General features: G+C 72.0%; 16 protein-coding genes. 8 read left to right on the plus strand and 8 right to left on the minus strand.

Translation table 11 applies throughout. The features are described 5' to 3' along the window. Nucleotides 1-139 precede the first annotated feature (139 nt). On the minus strand, nucleotides 140-2,467 hold the full coding sequence (locus ACZ4W9_RS16070; RefSeq protein ID WP_467936015.1) for a transglycosylase domain-containing protein: 2,328 nt from the start codon (nucleotides 2,465-2,467) through the stop codon (nucleotides 140-142). Nucleotides 2,468-3,011: 544 nt separating this feature from the next. Here ACZ4W9_RS16070 and wblA point away from each other — a divergent pair. Beyond that, nucleotides 3,012-3,350 (plus strand): transcriptional regulator WblA, encoded by a 339-nt coding sequence (wblA, locus tag ACZ4W9_RS16075; protein WP_030606400.1) that lies wholly within the window; start codon nucleotides 3,012-3,014, stop codon nucleotides 3,348-3,350. A gap of 249 nt (nucleotides 3,351-3,599) precedes the next feature. Here wblA and bagB read toward each other — a convergent pair whose 3' ends face one another. Beyond that, nucleotides 3,600-4,982, minus strand: a complete 1,383-nt coding sequence (bagB, locus tag ACZ4W9_RS16080; RefSeq protein WP_467936017.1) for an ATPase BagB — start codon at nucleotides 4,980-4,982, stop codon at nucleotides 3,600-3,602. Next, entirely contained in the window at nucleotides 4,979-5,956 is a 978-nt protein-coding gene (gene bagA / locus ACZ4W9_RS16085; RefSeq protein WP_467936019.1) for an ATPase BagA, read from the minus strand. Before bagA ends, bagB begins: the two co-directional genes overlap by 4 nt. 95 nt (nucleotides 5,957-6,051) lie before the next feature. On the opposite strand from bagA, the gene ACZ4W9_RS16090 reads away from it, so the two are divergent. From ACZ4W9_RS16090 to ACZ4W9_RS16105, 4 genes are all read left to right on the plus strand, one after another. Further along, the gene (locus tag ACZ4W9_RS16090; protein ID WP_009189813.1) at nucleotides 6,052-6,210 is read left to right on the plus strand and encodes a DUF4177 domain-containing protein; all 159 of its coding nucleotides are present in this window, start codon (nucleotides 6,052-6,054) and stop codon (nucleotides 6,208-6,210) included. Continuing rightward, nucleotides 6,207-6,671 carry a RidA family protein gene (locus tag ACZ4W9_RS16095; protein WP_467936021.1) on the plus strand — a complete coding sequence of 155 codons (465 nt, stop codon included), beginning with the start codon at nucleotides 6,207-6,209 and terminating at the stop codon, nucleotides 6,669-6,671. The genes ACZ4W9_RS16090 and ACZ4W9_RS16095 overlap by 4 nt, the downstream gene beginning before the upstream one ends. Before the next feature lie 77 nt (nucleotides 6,672-6,748). Beyond that, nucleotides 6,749-7,738, plus strand: coding sequence for an NUDIX hydrolase (locus ACZ4W9_RS16100; RefSeq protein WP_467936023.1), 990 nt, complete (start codon nucleotides 6,749-6,751; stop codon nucleotides 7,736-7,738). Next, entirely contained in the window at nucleotides 7,735-8,565 is an 831-nt protein-coding gene (locus ACZ4W9_RS16105; protein WP_467936025.1) for an MBL fold metallo-hydrolase, read from the plus strand. Before ACZ4W9_RS16100 ends, ACZ4W9_RS16105 begins: the two co-directional genes overlap by 4 nt. Nucleotides 8,566-8,734: 169 nt before the next feature. On the opposite strand, the gene ACZ4W9_RS16110 is transcribed toward ACZ4W9_RS16105, so the two are convergent. Next, a complete protein-coding gene (locus ACZ4W9_RS16110; RefSeq protein WP_014674022.1) occupies nucleotides 8,735-9,409 on the minus strand; it encodes a Crp/Fnr family transcriptional regulator in 675 nt (224 codons plus the stop codon). Nucleotides 9,410-9,798: 389 nt separating this feature from the next. Between ACZ4W9_RS16110 and nth the strand changes: the two genes are divergently transcribed. The 3 genes from nth to ACZ4W9_RS16125 all read left to right on the plus strand — a co-directional run bounded on the left by nth (nucleotide 9,799) and on the right by ACZ4W9_RS16125 (nucleotide 12,937). Continuing rightward, complete coding sequence (gene nth, locus ACZ4W9_RS16115) at nucleotides 9,799-10,896, plus strand: endonuclease III (RefSeq protein WP_467936212.1); 1,098 nt, start codon at nucleotides 9,799-9,801, stop codon at nucleotides 10,894-10,896. 55 nt (nucleotides 10,897-10,951) lie between these two features. Further along, nucleotides 10,952-11,647: an NUDIX hydrolase gene (locus ACZ4W9_RS16120; RefSeq protein ID WP_467936027.1), complete on the plus strand. Its 696-nt coding sequence runs from the start codon at nucleotides 10,952-10,954 to the stop codon at nucleotides 11,645-11,647. 90 nt (nucleotides 11,648-11,737) lie between these two features. After that, nucleotides 11,738-12,937 (plus strand): MarP family serine protease, encoded by a 1,200-nt coding sequence (locus tag ACZ4W9_RS16125; protein ID WP_467936029.1) that lies wholly within the window; start codon nucleotides 11,738-11,740, stop codon nucleotides 12,935-12,937. Between the two features lie 15 nt (nucleotides 12,938-12,952). On the opposite strand, the gene ACZ4W9_RS16130 is transcribed toward ACZ4W9_RS16125, so the two are convergent. From ACZ4W9_RS16130 to nhaA, 4 genes are all read right to left on the minus strand, one after another. Next, nucleotides 12,953-13,132, minus strand: coding sequence for a hypothetical protein (locus ACZ4W9_RS16130; protein ID WP_467936031.1), 180 nt, complete (start codon nucleotides 13,130-13,132; stop codon nucleotides 12,953-12,955). 139 nt (nucleotides 13,133-13,271) lie between these two features. Next, a complete protein-coding gene (locus ACZ4W9_RS16135) occupies nucleotides 13,272-14,207 on the minus strand; it encodes an alpha/beta fold hydrolase (RefSeq protein ID WP_467936033.1) in 936 nt (311 codons plus the stop codon). Further along, nucleotides 14,204-14,692, minus strand: a complete 489-nt coding sequence (locus tag ACZ4W9_RS16140) for a phage holin family protein (protein ID WP_467936035.1) — start codon at nucleotides 14,690-14,692, stop codon at nucleotides 14,204-14,206. Before ACZ4W9_RS16140 ends, ACZ4W9_RS16135 begins: the two co-directional genes overlap by 4 nt. 122 nt (nucleotides 14,693-14,814) lie before the next feature. Next, nucleotides 14,815-16,245 (minus strand): Na+/H+ antiporter NhaA, encoded by a 1,431-nt coding sequence (gene nhaA, locus ACZ4W9_RS16145; RefSeq protein ID WP_467936037.1) that lies wholly within the window; start codon nucleotides 16,243-16,245, stop codon nucleotides 14,815-14,817. Between the last annotated feature and the right edge of the window lie 5 nt (nucleotides 16,246-16,250).

Here is a 16,250-nt window from a genome sequence, read left to right on the forward strand (position 1 = left end):
TCCTTCCCCCCCCCCCCCCCCCCCCCCCCCCCCCCCCCCCCCCCACCTCCCCCCCCCCCCCCCCCCCCCCCCCCCCCCCCCCCCCCCCACGCCGTTCGGCACCCGGTCACCGTCGTACCGGAAAGAACCCGGGCCCGGGCTAGTGCCGGCCACCCCCACGGCCGTTGCCGTTGTGGCCGCCGTTCCAGCCGTCCCCCTGTCCCTGGACGAGGTTCCCGGGGAGCGAGAACGTCGGCGTCGGGAACGAGCCGGCGGTCGTGCCGCCGTCAGCGGTGTCCCCGTTGGTCAGGCCGCCGATCAGTCCTCCGGTCGTCTGCCCGGTCGTGTCCCCGTTGTGGTCGTCCGTCGACTCCCGGTCGCCTTTTTCCCGGTCGTCCTCGTCGTGCGAGTCGTCGGGGAGGTCGATCAGGTGGAAGTCCGGCGCCGGCTTGCCCTCCAGCGCGCCGGACATCATGTCGCGCCAGATCGGTCCCGGTACCTCGCCGCCGTAGACCTTGTCGTGCGGGACGCCGCCGATGGTGATGTTGGTCATCTTGCGCTTGTGCTGCGGGTCGCCGACCCAGACCGCGCCCGCCATGTTCGGGGTGTAGCCGACGAACCAGGCCGCGTAGCGCTCGTCCGTCGTACCCGTCTTGCCCGCGCTCGGGCGGCTGCCGAGACCGGCCTCCTGGCCCGTGCCGTCCTCGACCACGCCCTTGAGGAGCGTGCTGATCGTGTCCGCGGTGTTCTCCGACATCGCCCGTGAGCAGGTCGACTTCGGCACCTGGAGGGACTTCTGCTCGCTGCCGGCCTTCTGGGTGACCGCCTCGATGGCGACCGGGGTGCAGTACATGCCGCGCGAGGCGAAGGCGGCGTACGCGCTCGCCATCGTCAGCGGGGACATCTCCTGGGTGCCGAGCGCGATGGACGGCGCCTGGTCGATCTTGCGGCCGTCCGCCCGCGCCACGCCCATCTTCTTCGCCATGTCGACGACCGGGCAGATACCGATGTCGCTGATCAGCTGGACGTAGTAGGTGTTGACCGACTTCGCGGTGGCCTCCGCCATGCCGTACGGGCCGCGCTCGGAGTCGTTCTCGTTCTTCAGCTTGGCCGGCCGGTTCGGGTCGTTGCGCCACACCTTGCCGTCGCACGCGGCCACCGGGCTCGGGTACGCCATCTCGTACGGCGACGAGTACTCCTGCGTCGCGGGCTTGCCGCCCTCGACGGCCGCCGCGGCGACGATCGGCTTGAACGTGGAGCCGGGCTGGTAGCCGGCGCCGCCGCCCATGTCCTGGTTCACGGACAGGTTGATCGTCGTCTCGTCGTTGTTGACGTTGACGCCGTACGGGCGGGACTGGCCCATGGCGAGGATCTTGCCGGTGCCCGGCTCGACGACGGTCGCGGCGGTCGCCACGGCGTCGCTCTTGTAGACGTGGTCCTTGATGGACTCCTGCACGGACTGCTGCGCCTGCGGGTCGAGCGTCGTACGGACCGTCAGGCCGCCGCGGTTCCAGAGCTTGGCCCGCTTCTCCTTGGTCTCGCCGAAGACCGGGTCGGTGAGGACGACCTGGCGGACGTAGTCACAGAAGAAGCCGGCGCCCTTGACCGCGGTGATGCAGCCGTTCTTGGGGCGGCTGGTGTGCAGGCCGAGCGGCTTCCCCTTCGCCTGGTCGGCCTCCTTCTGGGAGATGTCGCCCAGCTCCGCCATCCGCTGGAGGACGACGTTGCGCCGCTTGGTGGCCTCGGCCTCGTCGTTGACCGGGTCGTAGCGGCTCGGGGACTGCACGATGCCCGCCAGCAGCGCCGACTCGGGGAGGGTCAGATCCTTGGCGTGCTTGGAGAAGTAGCGCTGGGAGGCGGCCTCGACGCCGTAGGCCTGCTCACCGAAGAAAGTGATGTTCAGATAGTTCTCGAGGATCTTCTTCTTGCCGAGCTTGTCCTCGATCTGGATGGCGTACTTCAGCTCGCGGATCTTGCGGCCCAGGGTCTGCTGGGTGGCCTCGGCGACCTTCGTCGGGTCGTCACCGGCCTCTTCGATGAAGTAGTTCTTCACCAGCTGCTGGGTGAGCGTGGAGGCACCCTGGGCGACCCCGCCCTCCTGGGCGTTCTTGTTCACGGCGCGCAGCACGCCCTTGAGGTCGACGGCGCCGTGCTTGTAGAAGCGCGAGTCCTCGATCGCGACGATCGCCTTCTGCATGTAGGGCGAGATGTCCTTGAGGTCCACCACCGTACGGTCGCGGGAATAGACGGTCGCGATCTGCTCGCCGTGGCTGTCCAGGATGGTGGTGCGCTGGCTCAGCTGGGGACTTTTCAGGTTGGCCGGGATGTCGTCGAACCCCTTGACCGAGCCCTTGGCCGCAAGGCCCAGCGCGCCGGCCGCTGGCAGCGCGATGCCCGCCATGACGGCTCCGGCGAGCACACTGACACCGAGGAACTTGGCGGCCTGCTGCATGGGCGACAGACCACCGCCCGAGCGCTTCTTTGGCATGGAGGCAGCCTAATCCGTACTGTTGAGCGTTCCGAAGGAGCGACCGCTTGTCGGGATGTTCCGAGTGTCGATCGTGACGTACCGCCCGAGGGCTCGCCGGGGCGCCGGCCCCGTCATGACCCGGCAAAGAGGGACGTCTCCGTTCTCATTCACCGGACACACGCGCAGGCATTGGCCTAAGCTGCTCTCAACTGTCACAGCCGTGCGGTCACCTCTCCCTACGTCCGACGACCCCGAATCGTTCCGGATCCGGCCGGGAATTCTCGGAGAACGGCCCTTTTTCCCCCGGGGGCGGGCCCGAGTGCCGCCTCGCGCACGGTGTGACGTACCGCGACTGCCCCGGTTTGCCGGGATGATCACGCATGTCCTCAGCTCACTCCCGCGGGTGATCTGCCGCTTACCCATAGTCCGTTCGGGCCATTCAAGATTGGGCCCGAAGGGGGTGTTGCACGGTCTCCACCTTCCGTAACGTCCTCAACTGGCGGCGGTGAATATGCCGCTGCCGCCGTGGGGGAGCCTCGATTCGGGAGAGGACGGCGCCGGTATGGGCTGGGTAACCGACTGGAGTGCGCAGGCCGCCTGCCGCACTACCGATCCGGATGAACTGTTCGTTCAGGGAGCAGCGCAGAACAGGGCCAAGGCGGTGTGCACCGGATGCCCGGTACGCACCGAGTGCCTGGCCGACGCGCTGGACAACCGCGTCGAGTTCGGCGTGTGGGGAGGCATGACCGAGCGCGAGCGCCGTGCGCTGCTGCGCCGGCGCCCCACCGTGACCTCCTGGCGCAGACTCCTGGAAACCGCCCGCTCCGAGTACGAGCGGGGAGCGGGAATCGTGTCCCTCGACAACGACGAGGTGTACGAGAACTACGCCGCGGTGAGCTGAGGGCTCCCCCTTCAGTCTCGCCTCGCGAGGTGGGGATCCCCTTCGGTCCGCCTGGCGAGGAACCCCTTCAAGGCCAGGGCCCCCGTCGGGTGCGCTCCGTGAGGCCCGGGCCGGCACACAGGGCCGGTACGACCGGTCGCGGGTGACCGGGTGTACGGCTGCCGTGCCTGAGCCGCGGGCAGACGACCGGGTGCCCTGCACGCGCCGTACGCGTGTCTGTCCGCGCCGGGGTGTGTCATGTGCGGGTGCCTATACGTGCTCCGTCCGTTCCGGCCCTTCGGGCGCCGCCATCCGGTCTCCGATGTCGCGCAGACCCACGAGGTCGTGGACGTCACCGGGCAGCGCGGGTACCTCGACCACCGCCACCTCGGGATGGCGGGTGAGGAAGCGGTCGCGTGTGTGCCGCTCGCGCGCGAGCAGCCGCATGCGCTCGGCGTGCAGCCTCAGCAGGCCCGCGGTGAGCCGGTCGACCGAGCGCTCCGTGTCGGCGGGGGAGCCTTCCTCGGGAGCGGGAGCTGCGGTCTCCGGTGCGTGGGATGGTGAACTGCCGTGCGTGTCGGGAGAGTTACGAAGTCCAGCTTTCCCGCCCCCCTGATCCACAATGCGGGGGTCCTCAAGATTTTCCGCGGCGGCGAGCGCCCGCTCGGCCGACAGCCGGCCGGCCCCGCTGCCATGGACGCGGTTCAGCACCAGGCCCACCAGCGGCATCTTCTCCGCGGCCAGCCGCTCCACGAAGTACGCCGCCTCGCGCAGCGCGTCCCGCTCCGGGGCCGCCACCACAAGGAACGCCGTGCCGGGCGCCTGGAGGAGCTTGTAGGTGGCGTCCGCCCGGGTGCGGAAGCCGCCGAAGGTGGTGTCCATCGCGGCCACGAAGGTCTGCACGTCCTTCAGCAGCTGACCGCCGAGCAGCTTGCCGAGCGTGCCGGTCATCATCGACATGCCGACGTTGAGGAAGGCCATCCCGGCCCGGCCGCCGAGCTTGGCCGGAGCGGTCAGCAGACGGATGAGCCGGCCGTCCAGGAAGGAGCCGAGCCGCTTGGGCGCGTCCAGGAAGTCCAGCGCCGAGCGGGACGGCGGGGTGTCGACCACGATCAGGTCCCACTCGTCCTTCGCCCGCAGCTGGCCCAGCTTCTCCATCGCCATGTACTCCTGCGTGCCCGCGAAGCCCGCCGAGAGCGATTGGTAGAAGGGGTTCGCCAGGATCGCCGCGGCCCGCGCGGGGTCCGCGTGCGCCTCCACGACCTCGTCGAAGGTGCGCTTCATGTCGAGCATCATGGCGTGCAGCTCGCCGCCGCCCTCGGTGCCCTTCACCCTGCGGGGCACGTTGTCGAGGGAGTCGATGCCCATCGACTGGGCCAGCCGCCTGGCCGGGTCGATGGTGAGGACGACCACCTTGCGGCCCCGCTCGGCGGCCCGCAGCCCGAGGGCCGCCGCGGTCGTCGTCTTGCCGACCCCGCCCGAGCCGCAGCACACCACGATCCGGGTCTTCGGGTCGTCCAGCAGCGGGTCCACGTCCAGCACGCGCGCGGGGGAGAGCCGGCGGGCCTCCCCGGGCTCCTCGGTCTCCTCCAGCTCCTCGGCCTCCTCGGGCCCCTCCGCCGTCTCGGATGCCTCGGCCGGGTCCGCACTCATGACAACCCCTGCTTCCGCAGCTCGGTGGCGAGTTCGTACAGGCCCGCCAGGTCCATGCCCTCGGCGAGCAGCGGCAGTTCGTGCAGCGGCAGGTCCAGCTCGGTGAGGACCGCGCGCTGCTCCTGCTCCAGCGCGTACCGCTCGGCGTACTCCGCGGCCTGTTCCAGCAGCGGGTCCACCAGCCGCTCGGCACTCCCGCCGCGCCGGGCCCCGCCCAGACCGGCCGCCGAGAGCGCCCGTGCGACAGAGGAACGCTCCACGGTCCGCACGAGTTCCAGGCCGGCCGAGTCCAGCACCCGCGGCCGGACCATGTTCACGATGACCCGGCCCACCGGCAGCCGGGCCGCGCGGAGTTCCGCGATGCCGTCGGCGGTCTCCTGGACCGGCATCTCCTCCAGCAGCGTCACCAGGTGCACCGCCGTCTCCGGAGACTTCAGCACCCGCATCACCGCCTGCGCCTGATTGTGTATCGGGCCGATCTTCGCGAGGCCCGCCACCTCGTCGTTCACGTTCAGGAAGCGGGTGACCCGGCCGGTCGGCGGGGCGTCCATGACCACGTAGTCGTATACGAACCCGCCCGACCGGTCCTTGCGGCGCACGGCCTCGCACGCCTTGCCGGTCAGCAGGACGTCCCGGAGGCCGGGCGCGACGGTGGTGGCGAAGTCGATTGCGCCGAGCTTCTTCAGGGCCCGGCCCGCGCTCCCCAGTTTGTAGAACATCTGGAGATAGTCCAGAAGGGCCAGTTCGGGGTCTATGGCGAGGGCGTACACCTCCCCGCCGCCCGGCGCGACCGCGATCCTCCGCTCCTCATAGGGCAACGCCTCCGTCTCGAAGAGCTGGGCGATGCCCTGCCGGCCCTCGACCTCGACGAGAAGCGTCCGCTTCCCCTCGGTCGCGAGGGCCAGCGCGAGTGCGGCGGCGACCGTCGTCTTTCCGGTCCCGCCCTTGCCGCTGACGACCTGGAGCCTGCTCACATCTTCGAGACTAACCAGTCCGGCCGACAGGCACGCGCGGGCCTGTGGACAACGCAGGTCACCGTCCCTGTGGCCACAGCGGCTACAGTCGGCCCATGACCAAGTGGGAATACGCAACCGTGCCGCTGCTCGTCCATGCCACGAAGCAGATTCTGGACACCTGGGGCGAGGACGGCTGGGAGCTCGTCCAGGTCGTGCCCGGGCCGAACCCCGAGCAGCTCGTGGCCTACCTGAAGCGGGAGAAGCAGGCGTGAGCGCGGTCGAGGCCAAACTGGCCGAGCTGGGTCTGACCCTGCCCGAGGTGGTCCCGCCGCTGGCCGCCTACCAGCCGGCCGTGCGGTCCGGTGCGTACGTCTACACCGCCGGCCAGCTGCCGATGGTGGAGGGCAAGCTGCCGGTCACCGGCAAGGTGGGCGCCGAGGTCACGCCGGAGGAGGCCAAGGAGCTGGCCCGCACCTGCGCGCTGAACGCGCTGGCCGCCGTGAAGTCCGTCGTCGGCGACCTGGACACCATCGCGCGCGTGGTGAAGGTCGTCGGCTTCGTCGCCTCGGCGTCCGACTTCACCGGGCAGCCCGGTGTCGTCAACGGCGCCAGCGAACTGCTCGGCGAGGTCCTGGGCGAGAAGGGCGTGCACGCCCGCAGCGCGGTCGGTGTCGCGGTGCTGCCGCTGGACGCGCCGGTCGAGGTCGAGATCCAGGTGGAGCTGGCCCAGTAGGACCCCGCCGTACCCGCCCTCCCCGCCGGCCCCGGGCACCTCTCGAACAATCGCCCTGTACGGGATAGCCTCCGGCCATGGCGAACGGTCAGTGGTATCCCCCGGAGTGGCCGGAGCGCATCCGCGCGCTCGCGGACGGCACGCTCACGCCGGTGACCCCGAGGCGCGCGGCCACGGTCCTGCTCCTGAAGGACACCCCGGACGGGCCGGTCGTCCACATGCTGCGCAGACGCGCCTCCATGGCCTTCGCCGGAGGCGCGTACGCGTATCCCGGGGGCGGCGTCGACCCCCGGGACGACGACCGCCGGATCGGCTGGGCGGGCCCCTCGCGCGCGTGGTGGGCCGAGCGGCTCGGCGTCGACGCGGCAAGCGCCCAGGCGATCGTCTGCGCGGCCGTACGGGAGACGTACGAGGAGGCCGGTGTGCTGCTCGCCGGGCCCGGTGCGGACTCGGTCGTCGGCGACACCACCGGGGACGACTGGGAGGCCGACCGTGCCGCCCTGGTCGCGCGTGAACTGTCCTTCGCCGAGTTCCTCGACCGGCGCGGCCTGGTGCTGCGCTCGGACCTGCTGGGCGCCTGGGCCCGCTGGATCACCCCGGAGTTCGAGGCCCGCCGCTACGACACGTGGTTCTTCGTGGCCGCCCTTCCCGAGGGGCAGCGCACCCGCAACGCCTCAACGGAGGCCGACCGCGCGGTGTGGATCCGCCCCGCCGAGGCCGCCGCCGGGTACGACAGGGGCGAGCTGCTGATGATGCCGCCCACCATCGCCGCCCTGCGCCAGCTGCTGCCCTACGGCAGCGCCGCCGGGGCACTGGCCGCCGCGCCCGCGCGCGAGATGACGCCGGTACGGGCGAGCGCCCGCCTCCGGGGCGACGAGATCGTCCTCTCCTGGCCCGGGCACGAGGAGTTCACCAAGCACATCCCGACGGCCGCCGAGCCGGTGACGGCTCCTGTGACGCCCCCGGCGTCCGGAACACCGGCGGGCGGTCCGGCGGACACCCCGGCCGGCCCGCGCCCGGCCACGCCCGCGAACACCCCCTCGACCACCGGTGGAGGCCCCGCATGACCGACGCAAGCGCGCTGCCGGGCCAGCCCCGGGGCGGGGCCCTGTCCGGGCCGGCCACCGAACGGGCGGTCAACGTCCTCGCGCCCAACGCCTCCGCGATGACCCTGGACGGCACGAACACCTGGATCGTCGCCGAGCCCGGTTCCGGCCTGGCCGTGGTGATCGACCCGGGGCCGCTGGACGACGGCCACCTGCGCAACATCGTGGACACGGCGGAGAAGGCCGGCAGGCGCATAGCCCTGACCCTCCTGACCCACGGTCACCCCGACCACGCCGAGGGCGCCGCCCGGTTCGCCGAACTGACCGGCACGCGCGTGCGTGCCCTCGATCCGGCCCTGCGGCTCGGCGACGAGGGCCTGGCCGCGGGGGACGTGGTCACCGTGGGCGGGCTGGAGCTGCGGGTCGTACCGACCCCCGGGCACACCGCGGACTCGCTGTCCTTCCATCTCCCGGCCGACCGGGCGGTGCTGACCGGCGACACCGTCCTCGGGCGCGGTACGACGGTCGTGGCGCACCCGGACGGCAGGCTCGGGGACTACCTGGACTCCCTGCGGCGGCTGCGGTCCCTCACGGTGGACGACGGCGTGCACACCGTCCTGCCGGGCCACGGGCCGGTCCTGGAGGACGCCCAGGGCGCCGTGGAGTTCTACCTCGCCCACCGCGCGCACCGGCTCGCCCAGGTGGAGACCGCGGTCGAGAACGGCCACCGCACCCCGGCCGAGGTCGTCGCCCACGTCTACGCCGACGTGGACCGCTCACTGTGGCCGGCGGCGGAACTGTCGGTCCGGGCCCAGCTGGACTACCTCAGCGAGCACGGGCTGATCTAGCGCGGACGGGACGACACGGAGCGGGGCGCCCGCGAGGGAGCCGGTGCCCGGTACGCGCGCGTGCGGGGATGAGTTCCCCGGCCTCGCGGTGGCGCCGGGCGCCCGGATACGGCAGCGGGGCTCGGCTCGTGGGAGCGGGGCCCCGTCGGCGTACGGGCCGAGGACGGCGTCAGCGCGACCTCTTGGCCAGCCGCTCCACGTCCAGCAGGATCACGGCCCGCGCCTCCAGGCGCAGCCAGCCGCGCTGGGCGAAGTCCGCGAGGGCCTTGTTCACCGTCTCGCGGGAGGCGCCGACCAGCTGGGCCAGCTCCTCCTGGGTCAGGTCGTGGACGACGTGGATGCCCTCCTCGGACTGCACGCCGAAGCGGCGCGAGAGGTCCAGCAGGGCGCGGGCGACCCGGCCCGGCACATCGGAGAAGACCAGGTCGGACATGGCGTCGTTGGTCTTGCGCAGCCGGCGGGCGACGGCCCGCAGCAGGGCGCCGGCCACCTCGGGGCGGGCGTTCAGCCAGGGCTGGAGGTCGCCATGGCCGAGACCGAGCAGCTTGACCTCGGTCAGGGCGGTCGCGGTGGCCGTACGGGGGCCCGGGTCGAACAGCGACAGTTCGCCGATGAGTTCGCCGGGACCGACGACGGCGAGCATGTTCTCGCGGCCGTCGGGGGAAGTGCGGTGCAGCTTGACCTTGCCTTCGGTCACGACGTACAGCCGGTCCCCGGGGTCGCCCTCGTGGAACAGGGAGTCGCCGCGGGCGAGGGTCACCTCACTCATGGAGGCGCGAAGCTCCGCGGCCTGCTCGTCGTCGAGAGCCGCGAAGAGCGGGTTGCGCCGCAGAACGTCGTCCACGAGTTCTCTCCTTGTCGACCTGCTCAGGGGATCTTGCTCCCCCGTGTGCCAGGGGACCGTGTTCCCCATTTTGCCGGACGGTCCAAACAGTGTGATCTGTCACAAGGATGCCGCACCGGTCTCCCGGGGTATGCGTCAGGGGTCCGATCGGGGGCCGCTGCGCCGGGTCCGGGGCGGATGTCGGTGCCGGGCTTTAGGCTGGCCGGGTGTCCAAATCGCCGGTGAGAGCACAGGCCAAGGGGGCTGGGCGGGTGGTTGTACGTCGCGATTCCGCTGTGGGCGAACGCACGCCCGAGGGAAGTAGTAAAACGCGCAAATCGGCTAAAAAGGCTGTCGGCGCGGAGGGGGAGGCCGCCGAGGAGGCCACGCCCGTGAAGAAGGCGGAGGGCATGAAGAAGGCGGCGGCCGCGAAGAAGGCGGCGGCCGCGAAGAAGGCGGCGGACACGACGAAGGCCGAGAAGAAACCGGCACCGGCGAAGAAGAGCGCGGCGGCGAGGAAGAGCGCGCCCGCCAAGAAGGCCGCCTCCTCCGGGACCGCCGCGAAGAAGGCCGCTTCTTCCGGGGCCGCCGCGAAGAAGGGCGCGTCCGCCCGGAAGCCGGCCACCGCCGAAGCCGTCGCCAAGAAGGTGAAGCCCGCCGACGCGGTCGTCCCCGCCGAGGCCGCCGTCAAGAAGGCCACGCCCGTCAAGAAGATCGCCGTCCGGCCGCCGGGCGGCGAGTCTCCCACCGCCCTGGTCCGCCGCGCCCGCCGCATCAACCGCGAACTGGCCGAGGTGTACCCCTACGCCCACCCCGAGCTGGACTTCGAGAACCCCTTCCAGCTGCTGGTCGCCACCGTGCTGTCGGCCCAGACCACCGACCTGCGCGTCAACCAGACCACCCCGGCGCTCTTCGCCCGGTACCCCGCCCCCGAGGACCTCGCCGCCGCGAACCCGGAGGAGGTCGAGCAGATCCTGCGCCCCTGCGGCTTCTTCCGGGCCAAGACCAGGTCGGTCATAGGGCTCTCCAAGGCGCTCGTCGAGAACTTCGGCGGCGAGGTGCCCGGACGGCTGGAGGACCTGGTCACGCTGCCCGGCGTGGGCCGCAAGACGGCCTTCGTCGTCCTCGGCAACGCCTATGGCCGGCCCGGGATCACCGTGGACACCCACTTCCAGCGGCTCGTCCGGCGCTGGCAGTGGACCGACGAGACCGACCCCGACAAGATCGAGGCCGCCGTCGGCGCGCTCTTCCCGAAGAGCGAGTGGACCGACCTGTCCCACCACGTCATCTGGCACGGCCGGCGCATCTGCCACGCCCGCAAGCCCGCCTGCGGCGCCTGCCCCATCGCCCCGCTCTGCCCGGCGTACGGCGAGGGCGAGACCGACCCGGAGAAGGCGAAGAAGCTGCTCAAGTACGAGAAGGGCGGCTTCCCGGGCCAGCGCCTGAAGCCCCCGCAGGCCTACCTGGACGCCGGCGGTACCCCGGCGCCGCCCCTGGGGGCCGCGTGACGGAACGATCTCGGTGTCCTCGGGCGTTGGAGAGGGCAGGACGACGGGGGTGGCGATGACGAGGACGAGCGACACACAGGGCGGCCCGCTGACGCTCAGCAGGACGGGGCTGCCGGACTGGCTGGCGCCGGTCGTGGACGTCGTGGAGACGATCGAGCCGACGCAGATGAGCCACTTCCTGCCGCCGGAGAACGGCTCGGGGCGGCAGTCGGCCGTGCTGATCCTGTTCGGCGAGGGGGAGCGGGGGCCGGAGCTGCTGCTCATGGAGCGCGCGGGCTCCCTGCGCTCGCACGCCGGCCAGCCGTCCTTCCCGGGCGGCGCGCTGGATCCGGAGGACGGCGATCCGCTGGGCGACGGGCCCCTGCGGGCCGCGCTGCGCGAGGCGCGCGAGGAGACCGGGCTCGACCCCTCGGGCGTGCAGCTCTTCGGCGTGCTGCCCCGGCTGTACATCCCGGTCAGCCGCTTCGTCGTCACGCCCGTGCTGGGCTGGTGGCGCGAGCCCAGCCCGGTCGGCGTGGTCGACCCGGACGAGACGGCCCGGGTCTTCACCGTGCCGGTGGCGGATCTCACGGACCCCGCCAACCGCGCCACCGCCGTCCACCCCAGAGGCCACAGCGGTCCGGCGTTCCTGGTCGAATCGGCCCTGGTGTGGGGCTTCACGGCCGGGGTGATCGACCGCCTGCTGCACTACGCGGGCTGGGAGCGTCCCTGGGACCGGGGGAAGCAGGTCCCGCTCGACTGGCACGCGTGACAGGGTGATCCCCGTGCGGTATCCCCGGGGGGCGGCCCCGGGGCCCGGCCGAGCTGCTGGGAGCGGAGTGAGTAGGCGAGGCCTGAAGCGGTGAACGTGCTGGACATCCTGTTGCTCGTCGCGGCCGTGTGGTTCGCGGTGGTGGGTTACCGCCAGGGCTTCGTCGTCGGCATCCTGTCGGTGACCGGGTTCCTGGGCGGCGGCCTCCTCGCCGTGTACACGCTGCCCGTGATCTGGGACGCCATGACCGGCAAGGAGGAGGTCGGTACCACCGCCGCGGTCGTGGCCGTGGTCGTCGTCATCGTGTGCGCTTCCGTGGGCCAGGCCCTGACCACCCACCTCGGCAACAAACTGCGCCGGTACATCACCTGGTCCCCGGCCCGTGCCCTGGACGCCACGGGCGGCGCGCTGGTCAACGTCGTCGCGATGCTCCTGGTGGCCTGGCTGATCGGCTCCGCCCTGGCCGGCACGACCCTGCCCACCCTCGGCAAGGAGGTCCGCGGCTCCAAGGTGCTGCTCGGCGTCTCCCGGGCGCTGCCCGAGCAGGCCGACACCTGGTTCGCCGACTTCTCCTCCGTTCTCGCCCAGAACGGCTTCCCGCAGGTCTTCAGCCCGTTCGCCGACGAGCCGATCAAGGACGTGCGGCCGCCGGACCAGGGCCTCGCGGGCAGCCCGGTCGCCCAGCGCGCCCAGCGCTCCATCGTCAAGGTCACCGGGACCGCCCAGAGCTGCGGCAAGGTCCTGGAGGGCTCCGGCTTCGTCTTCGCCGACCGCCGGGTGATGACCAACGCGCACGTGGTCGGCGGGGTGGACGCGCCGCGGGTGCAGATAGGCGGTGAGGGCCGCAAGTACGACGCCAAGGTCGTGCTGTACGACTGGGAGCGCGACATCGCCGTGCTCGACGTGCCCGACCTGAGGGCGACCGCGCTGCGGTTCACCCGCGAGGACGCCGCCGGCGGGGACGGCGCGATCGTCGCGGGCTTCCCGGAGAACGGAGCGTACGACGTGCGCGCCGCGCGCGTGCGCGGGCGCATCACGGCCAACGGCCCGGACATCTACCACCGCGGCACGGTCCGCCGCGATGTCTACTCCCTGTACGCCGTCGTCCGGCAGGGCAACTCCGGTGGCCCGCTGCTCACTCCGGACGGGGAGGTGTACGGCGTGGTGTTCGCCAAGTCACTCGACGACGCGGACACGGGGTACGCGCTGACGGCGGACGAGATCCGGGCCGACATCGAGCGGGGCCGTACGGCGAACGAGCAGGTGGGGACGGACAGCTGCGCCCTGTAGGACGGCGCGGAGGCGTCAGCTCCGCGCGTGGCGCAGACGCATCGAGACCCAGCGGGCCCGGCGGCGCAGAATGCGCGGGATCCCCACCCGCGGGTCGCCTGCCGCGAGTTGCGGAACGACCCGCTGGGGCGTGCCCGGACCCATGGCCGAGCGGCGGTTGCGGGGTGCGTCACTGTAGTCGTGCGTCCAGCCCATACCCCGACGTGTGCCCCCGCCCGAAGGTCGATAACCACCCGCGCGCCCCCTAATTGGCCTATGCGCAAGGCATGTGGCGATTCAGGGGACGACTGTGGGGGAACCGGATGCCGAACGCACCGGAACCCTCACCAAACGGTCACCGGTCCGGCTCGGGATCCTTCAGCCAGTTGACGAGTTCGGCGGAGAACGCGGCCGGGTCCTCCTCGTGCGGGAAGTGACCGAGGCCGTCGAACAGGCGCCAGCGGTAGGGGGCTTCGACGTACTCGCCGGAGCCGGCCGCGCTGCGGGTGCGGGTCACCGGGTCCAGCGAGCCGTGCAGATGCAGCGTCGGCACCCGGACGGGCCGCTTCATCCGGCGGTAGAACTGCACACCGTCCGGGCGGGCCAGGGAACGCACCAGCCAGCGGTACGGCTCGATGGAGCAGTGCGCCGTGGAGGGGATGCACATGGCCCGCTGGTACGCCTCCACGGCCGCGTCCTCCGGCGGCCGGGGCCCGGACCACTCCCGGATCAGCCGGCCCACCAGCGCGCCGTCGTCGGCGGTCAGTTGGCGCTCGGGCAGCCACGGCCGCTGGAAGCCCCAGATGTAGGAGTTGGCGGCGGTCTGCCGGGCGTCCCGCAGCATCGCCGCGCGCCAGCGCCGCGGGTGCGGCATGGACACCACCGCCAGGCGCCGCACCAGCTTGGGCCGCATGGCCGCCGCCGTCCACGCCAGATAGCCGCCGAGGTCGTGGCCGACCAGCGCGGCATCCGGCTCGCCGAGCGAGCGGATCACCCCGGTGACGTCGAGCGCCAGGTTGGCCGGGTCGTACCCGCGGGGCGTGCGGTCGCTGCCGCCGACGCCCCGCAGGTCCATCGCCACCGCCCGGTAGCCCGCGTCGGCGAGCGCGGCCAGCTGGTGCCGCCATGTCCACCAGAACTGCGGGAAGCCGTGCAGGAGCAGCACCAGGGGGCCGTCGCCCAGCTCCGCGATGTGGAAGCGGGCGCCGTTGGCGGCGACGTCCCGGTGCGTGACCCGCCTCCCGTCGGGAAGGTCGATCCGCACGGGGGAGGGGGCGGCGGGGTCCGTCATGACGACGAGCGTGCCACAGCCTCGAGGGCGGCGGGAGCCGGCTCGTCGCCAAGCTCCGGACGCGGGTGCGGCTTGGCGTTCTGCAGGACGCCCGCCGACTCCTTCATCGAGGCGGCCACCTTCTGCGGGCCCTTGCCCCGCTTGGCCTTCTTCGCGAACACCAGGCCGATGAGCCCGAGCAGGCCGGCGACCAGCACGTTGGCCGCGAAGGACAGCACGAAGCAGATCGCCAGGTTCCAGTGGCTCCAGGTCCGGATGCCGTACGCCAGGGCGAAGTTGAGCATCGGCAGGGAGAACACCAGGACCGCGCCCGCCATCGAGAAGGCGCCGCCGCTCACCGCGCCGCGCTTCACGTCCTGCTTGAGCTGGGCCTTGGCCAGCGCGATCTCGTCGTGCACCAGCGCCGACAATTCGGTCGTCGCCGAGGCGAACAGCTGGCCGATGCTGCGTTCGGCGCCGACCGGGCTGCCGTCGGGTGCGCTCATCGCGTTCTCCCTCAGAGGTCTCGTGCCGCACATGTGCTGCGGGGACGGCCGTGGTGCTCGTACGGCTGTCCGTGCAGCCGTCGCGCGCGTGCGGCCGTCTTGTTTTGTACCGTCTCGTCAGATCATGCCGGACGGTCGCGTTCCTCGCCTGCCCCGCCCGGCACTTCCGCAAGCCCGTGGCGTGCCTCGGCGGCCAGCCGCCGGTGTTCGGCGGCCTTGCGCTCGTGGATCTCGGCCATCCGGAGGTGGTACGCCGGGTCGCCCTGTTCGTAGACGTCCGGGATGCCGTCGAGGTCCTCGTCGCGATCCTCCTCCTCGCACAGCCTGCGGTACCGGTCGTTGCGCAGCTTCAGCAGCATCGTCGCGCACACCGCCGCGATCAGCGATCCGGTGAGGACGGCCGCCTTCACCTCGCCGGTGAGGACGGTGTCGCCCCCGAAGGCCAGCTCGCCGATGAGCAGCGAGACCGTGAAGCCGATCCCGGCGAGCGAGGACATCGCGAAGACGTCGGCCCACGCCAGTTCCTCGCTGAGCCGCGCCCGGGTGAAGCGGACGGTCAGCCAGGTGCCGCCGAAGATCCCGATCGTCTTCCCGACGACCAGGCCGAGGACGACACCGAGCGTCTCGGGCTTGCCGAACACGTCCCCGAGCGCCCCGCCGGACAGTGTCACACCGGCGCTGAACAGGGCGAACAGCGGTACGGCGAGCCCGGCCGACAGGGGCCGCACCAGGTGCTCGACACGCTGGCCGGGCGAGTGCTCCTCGCCCTCCCGGGTGGTGCAGCGCAGCATCAGGCCCATCGCCACGCCGGCGATGGTGGCGTGCACGCCGCTGTTGTACATCAGCGCCCAGACGACGGCGGCGAGCGGGAGGTAGACGTACCAGCCGCGGACGCCCTTGCGCAGCAGCAGCCAGAAGACGGCGAGCCCGGCGACGGCCCCGCCGAGGGCGGCGAGGTTCAGCCGGTCGGTGAAGAAGATCGCGATGATCAGGATCGCGAAGAGGTCGTCGACGACCGCCAGGGTGAGCAGGAAGGCGCGCAGGGCGCTGGGCAGGGAGGTGCCGATGACCGCCAGGACGGCGAGCGCGAAGGCGATGTCGGTGGCGGTGGGCACCGCCCAGCCCTGGAGGGAGCCGTTCCCGGCCAGGTTGGTGAGGGCGTAGACGAACGCTGGTACGGCCATCCCGCACAGTGCCGCCACCACGGGCAGCACGGCCGCCTTCGGGTCGCGCAGGTCCCCGGCGACCAGTTCGCGCTTGAGTTCGATGCCGGCGACGAAGAAGAACACGGCGAGCAGCCCGTCGGCGGCCCAGTGGGCGACGGACAGGTGCAGGCCCAGGGCGCCGGGGCCGAGGTGGAAGTCGCTGACCGTCTCATAGCCGTGGCGCAGGCCGGGGACGTTCGCCCAGACCAGGGCGGCCACGGCGGCGAGCAGCAGCAGGACGCCGCCGACGGTCTCGGTGCGCAGGGCGTCCGCGACGAAGGTCCGCTCGGGCAGGGACAGCCGGCCGAGGGCCTTGCGGACGGTGGTGGGGGTGCGGGGCGCGGTCACGGGAG

This window comes from Streptomyces sp. NPDC029296 (assembly GCF_055569255.1).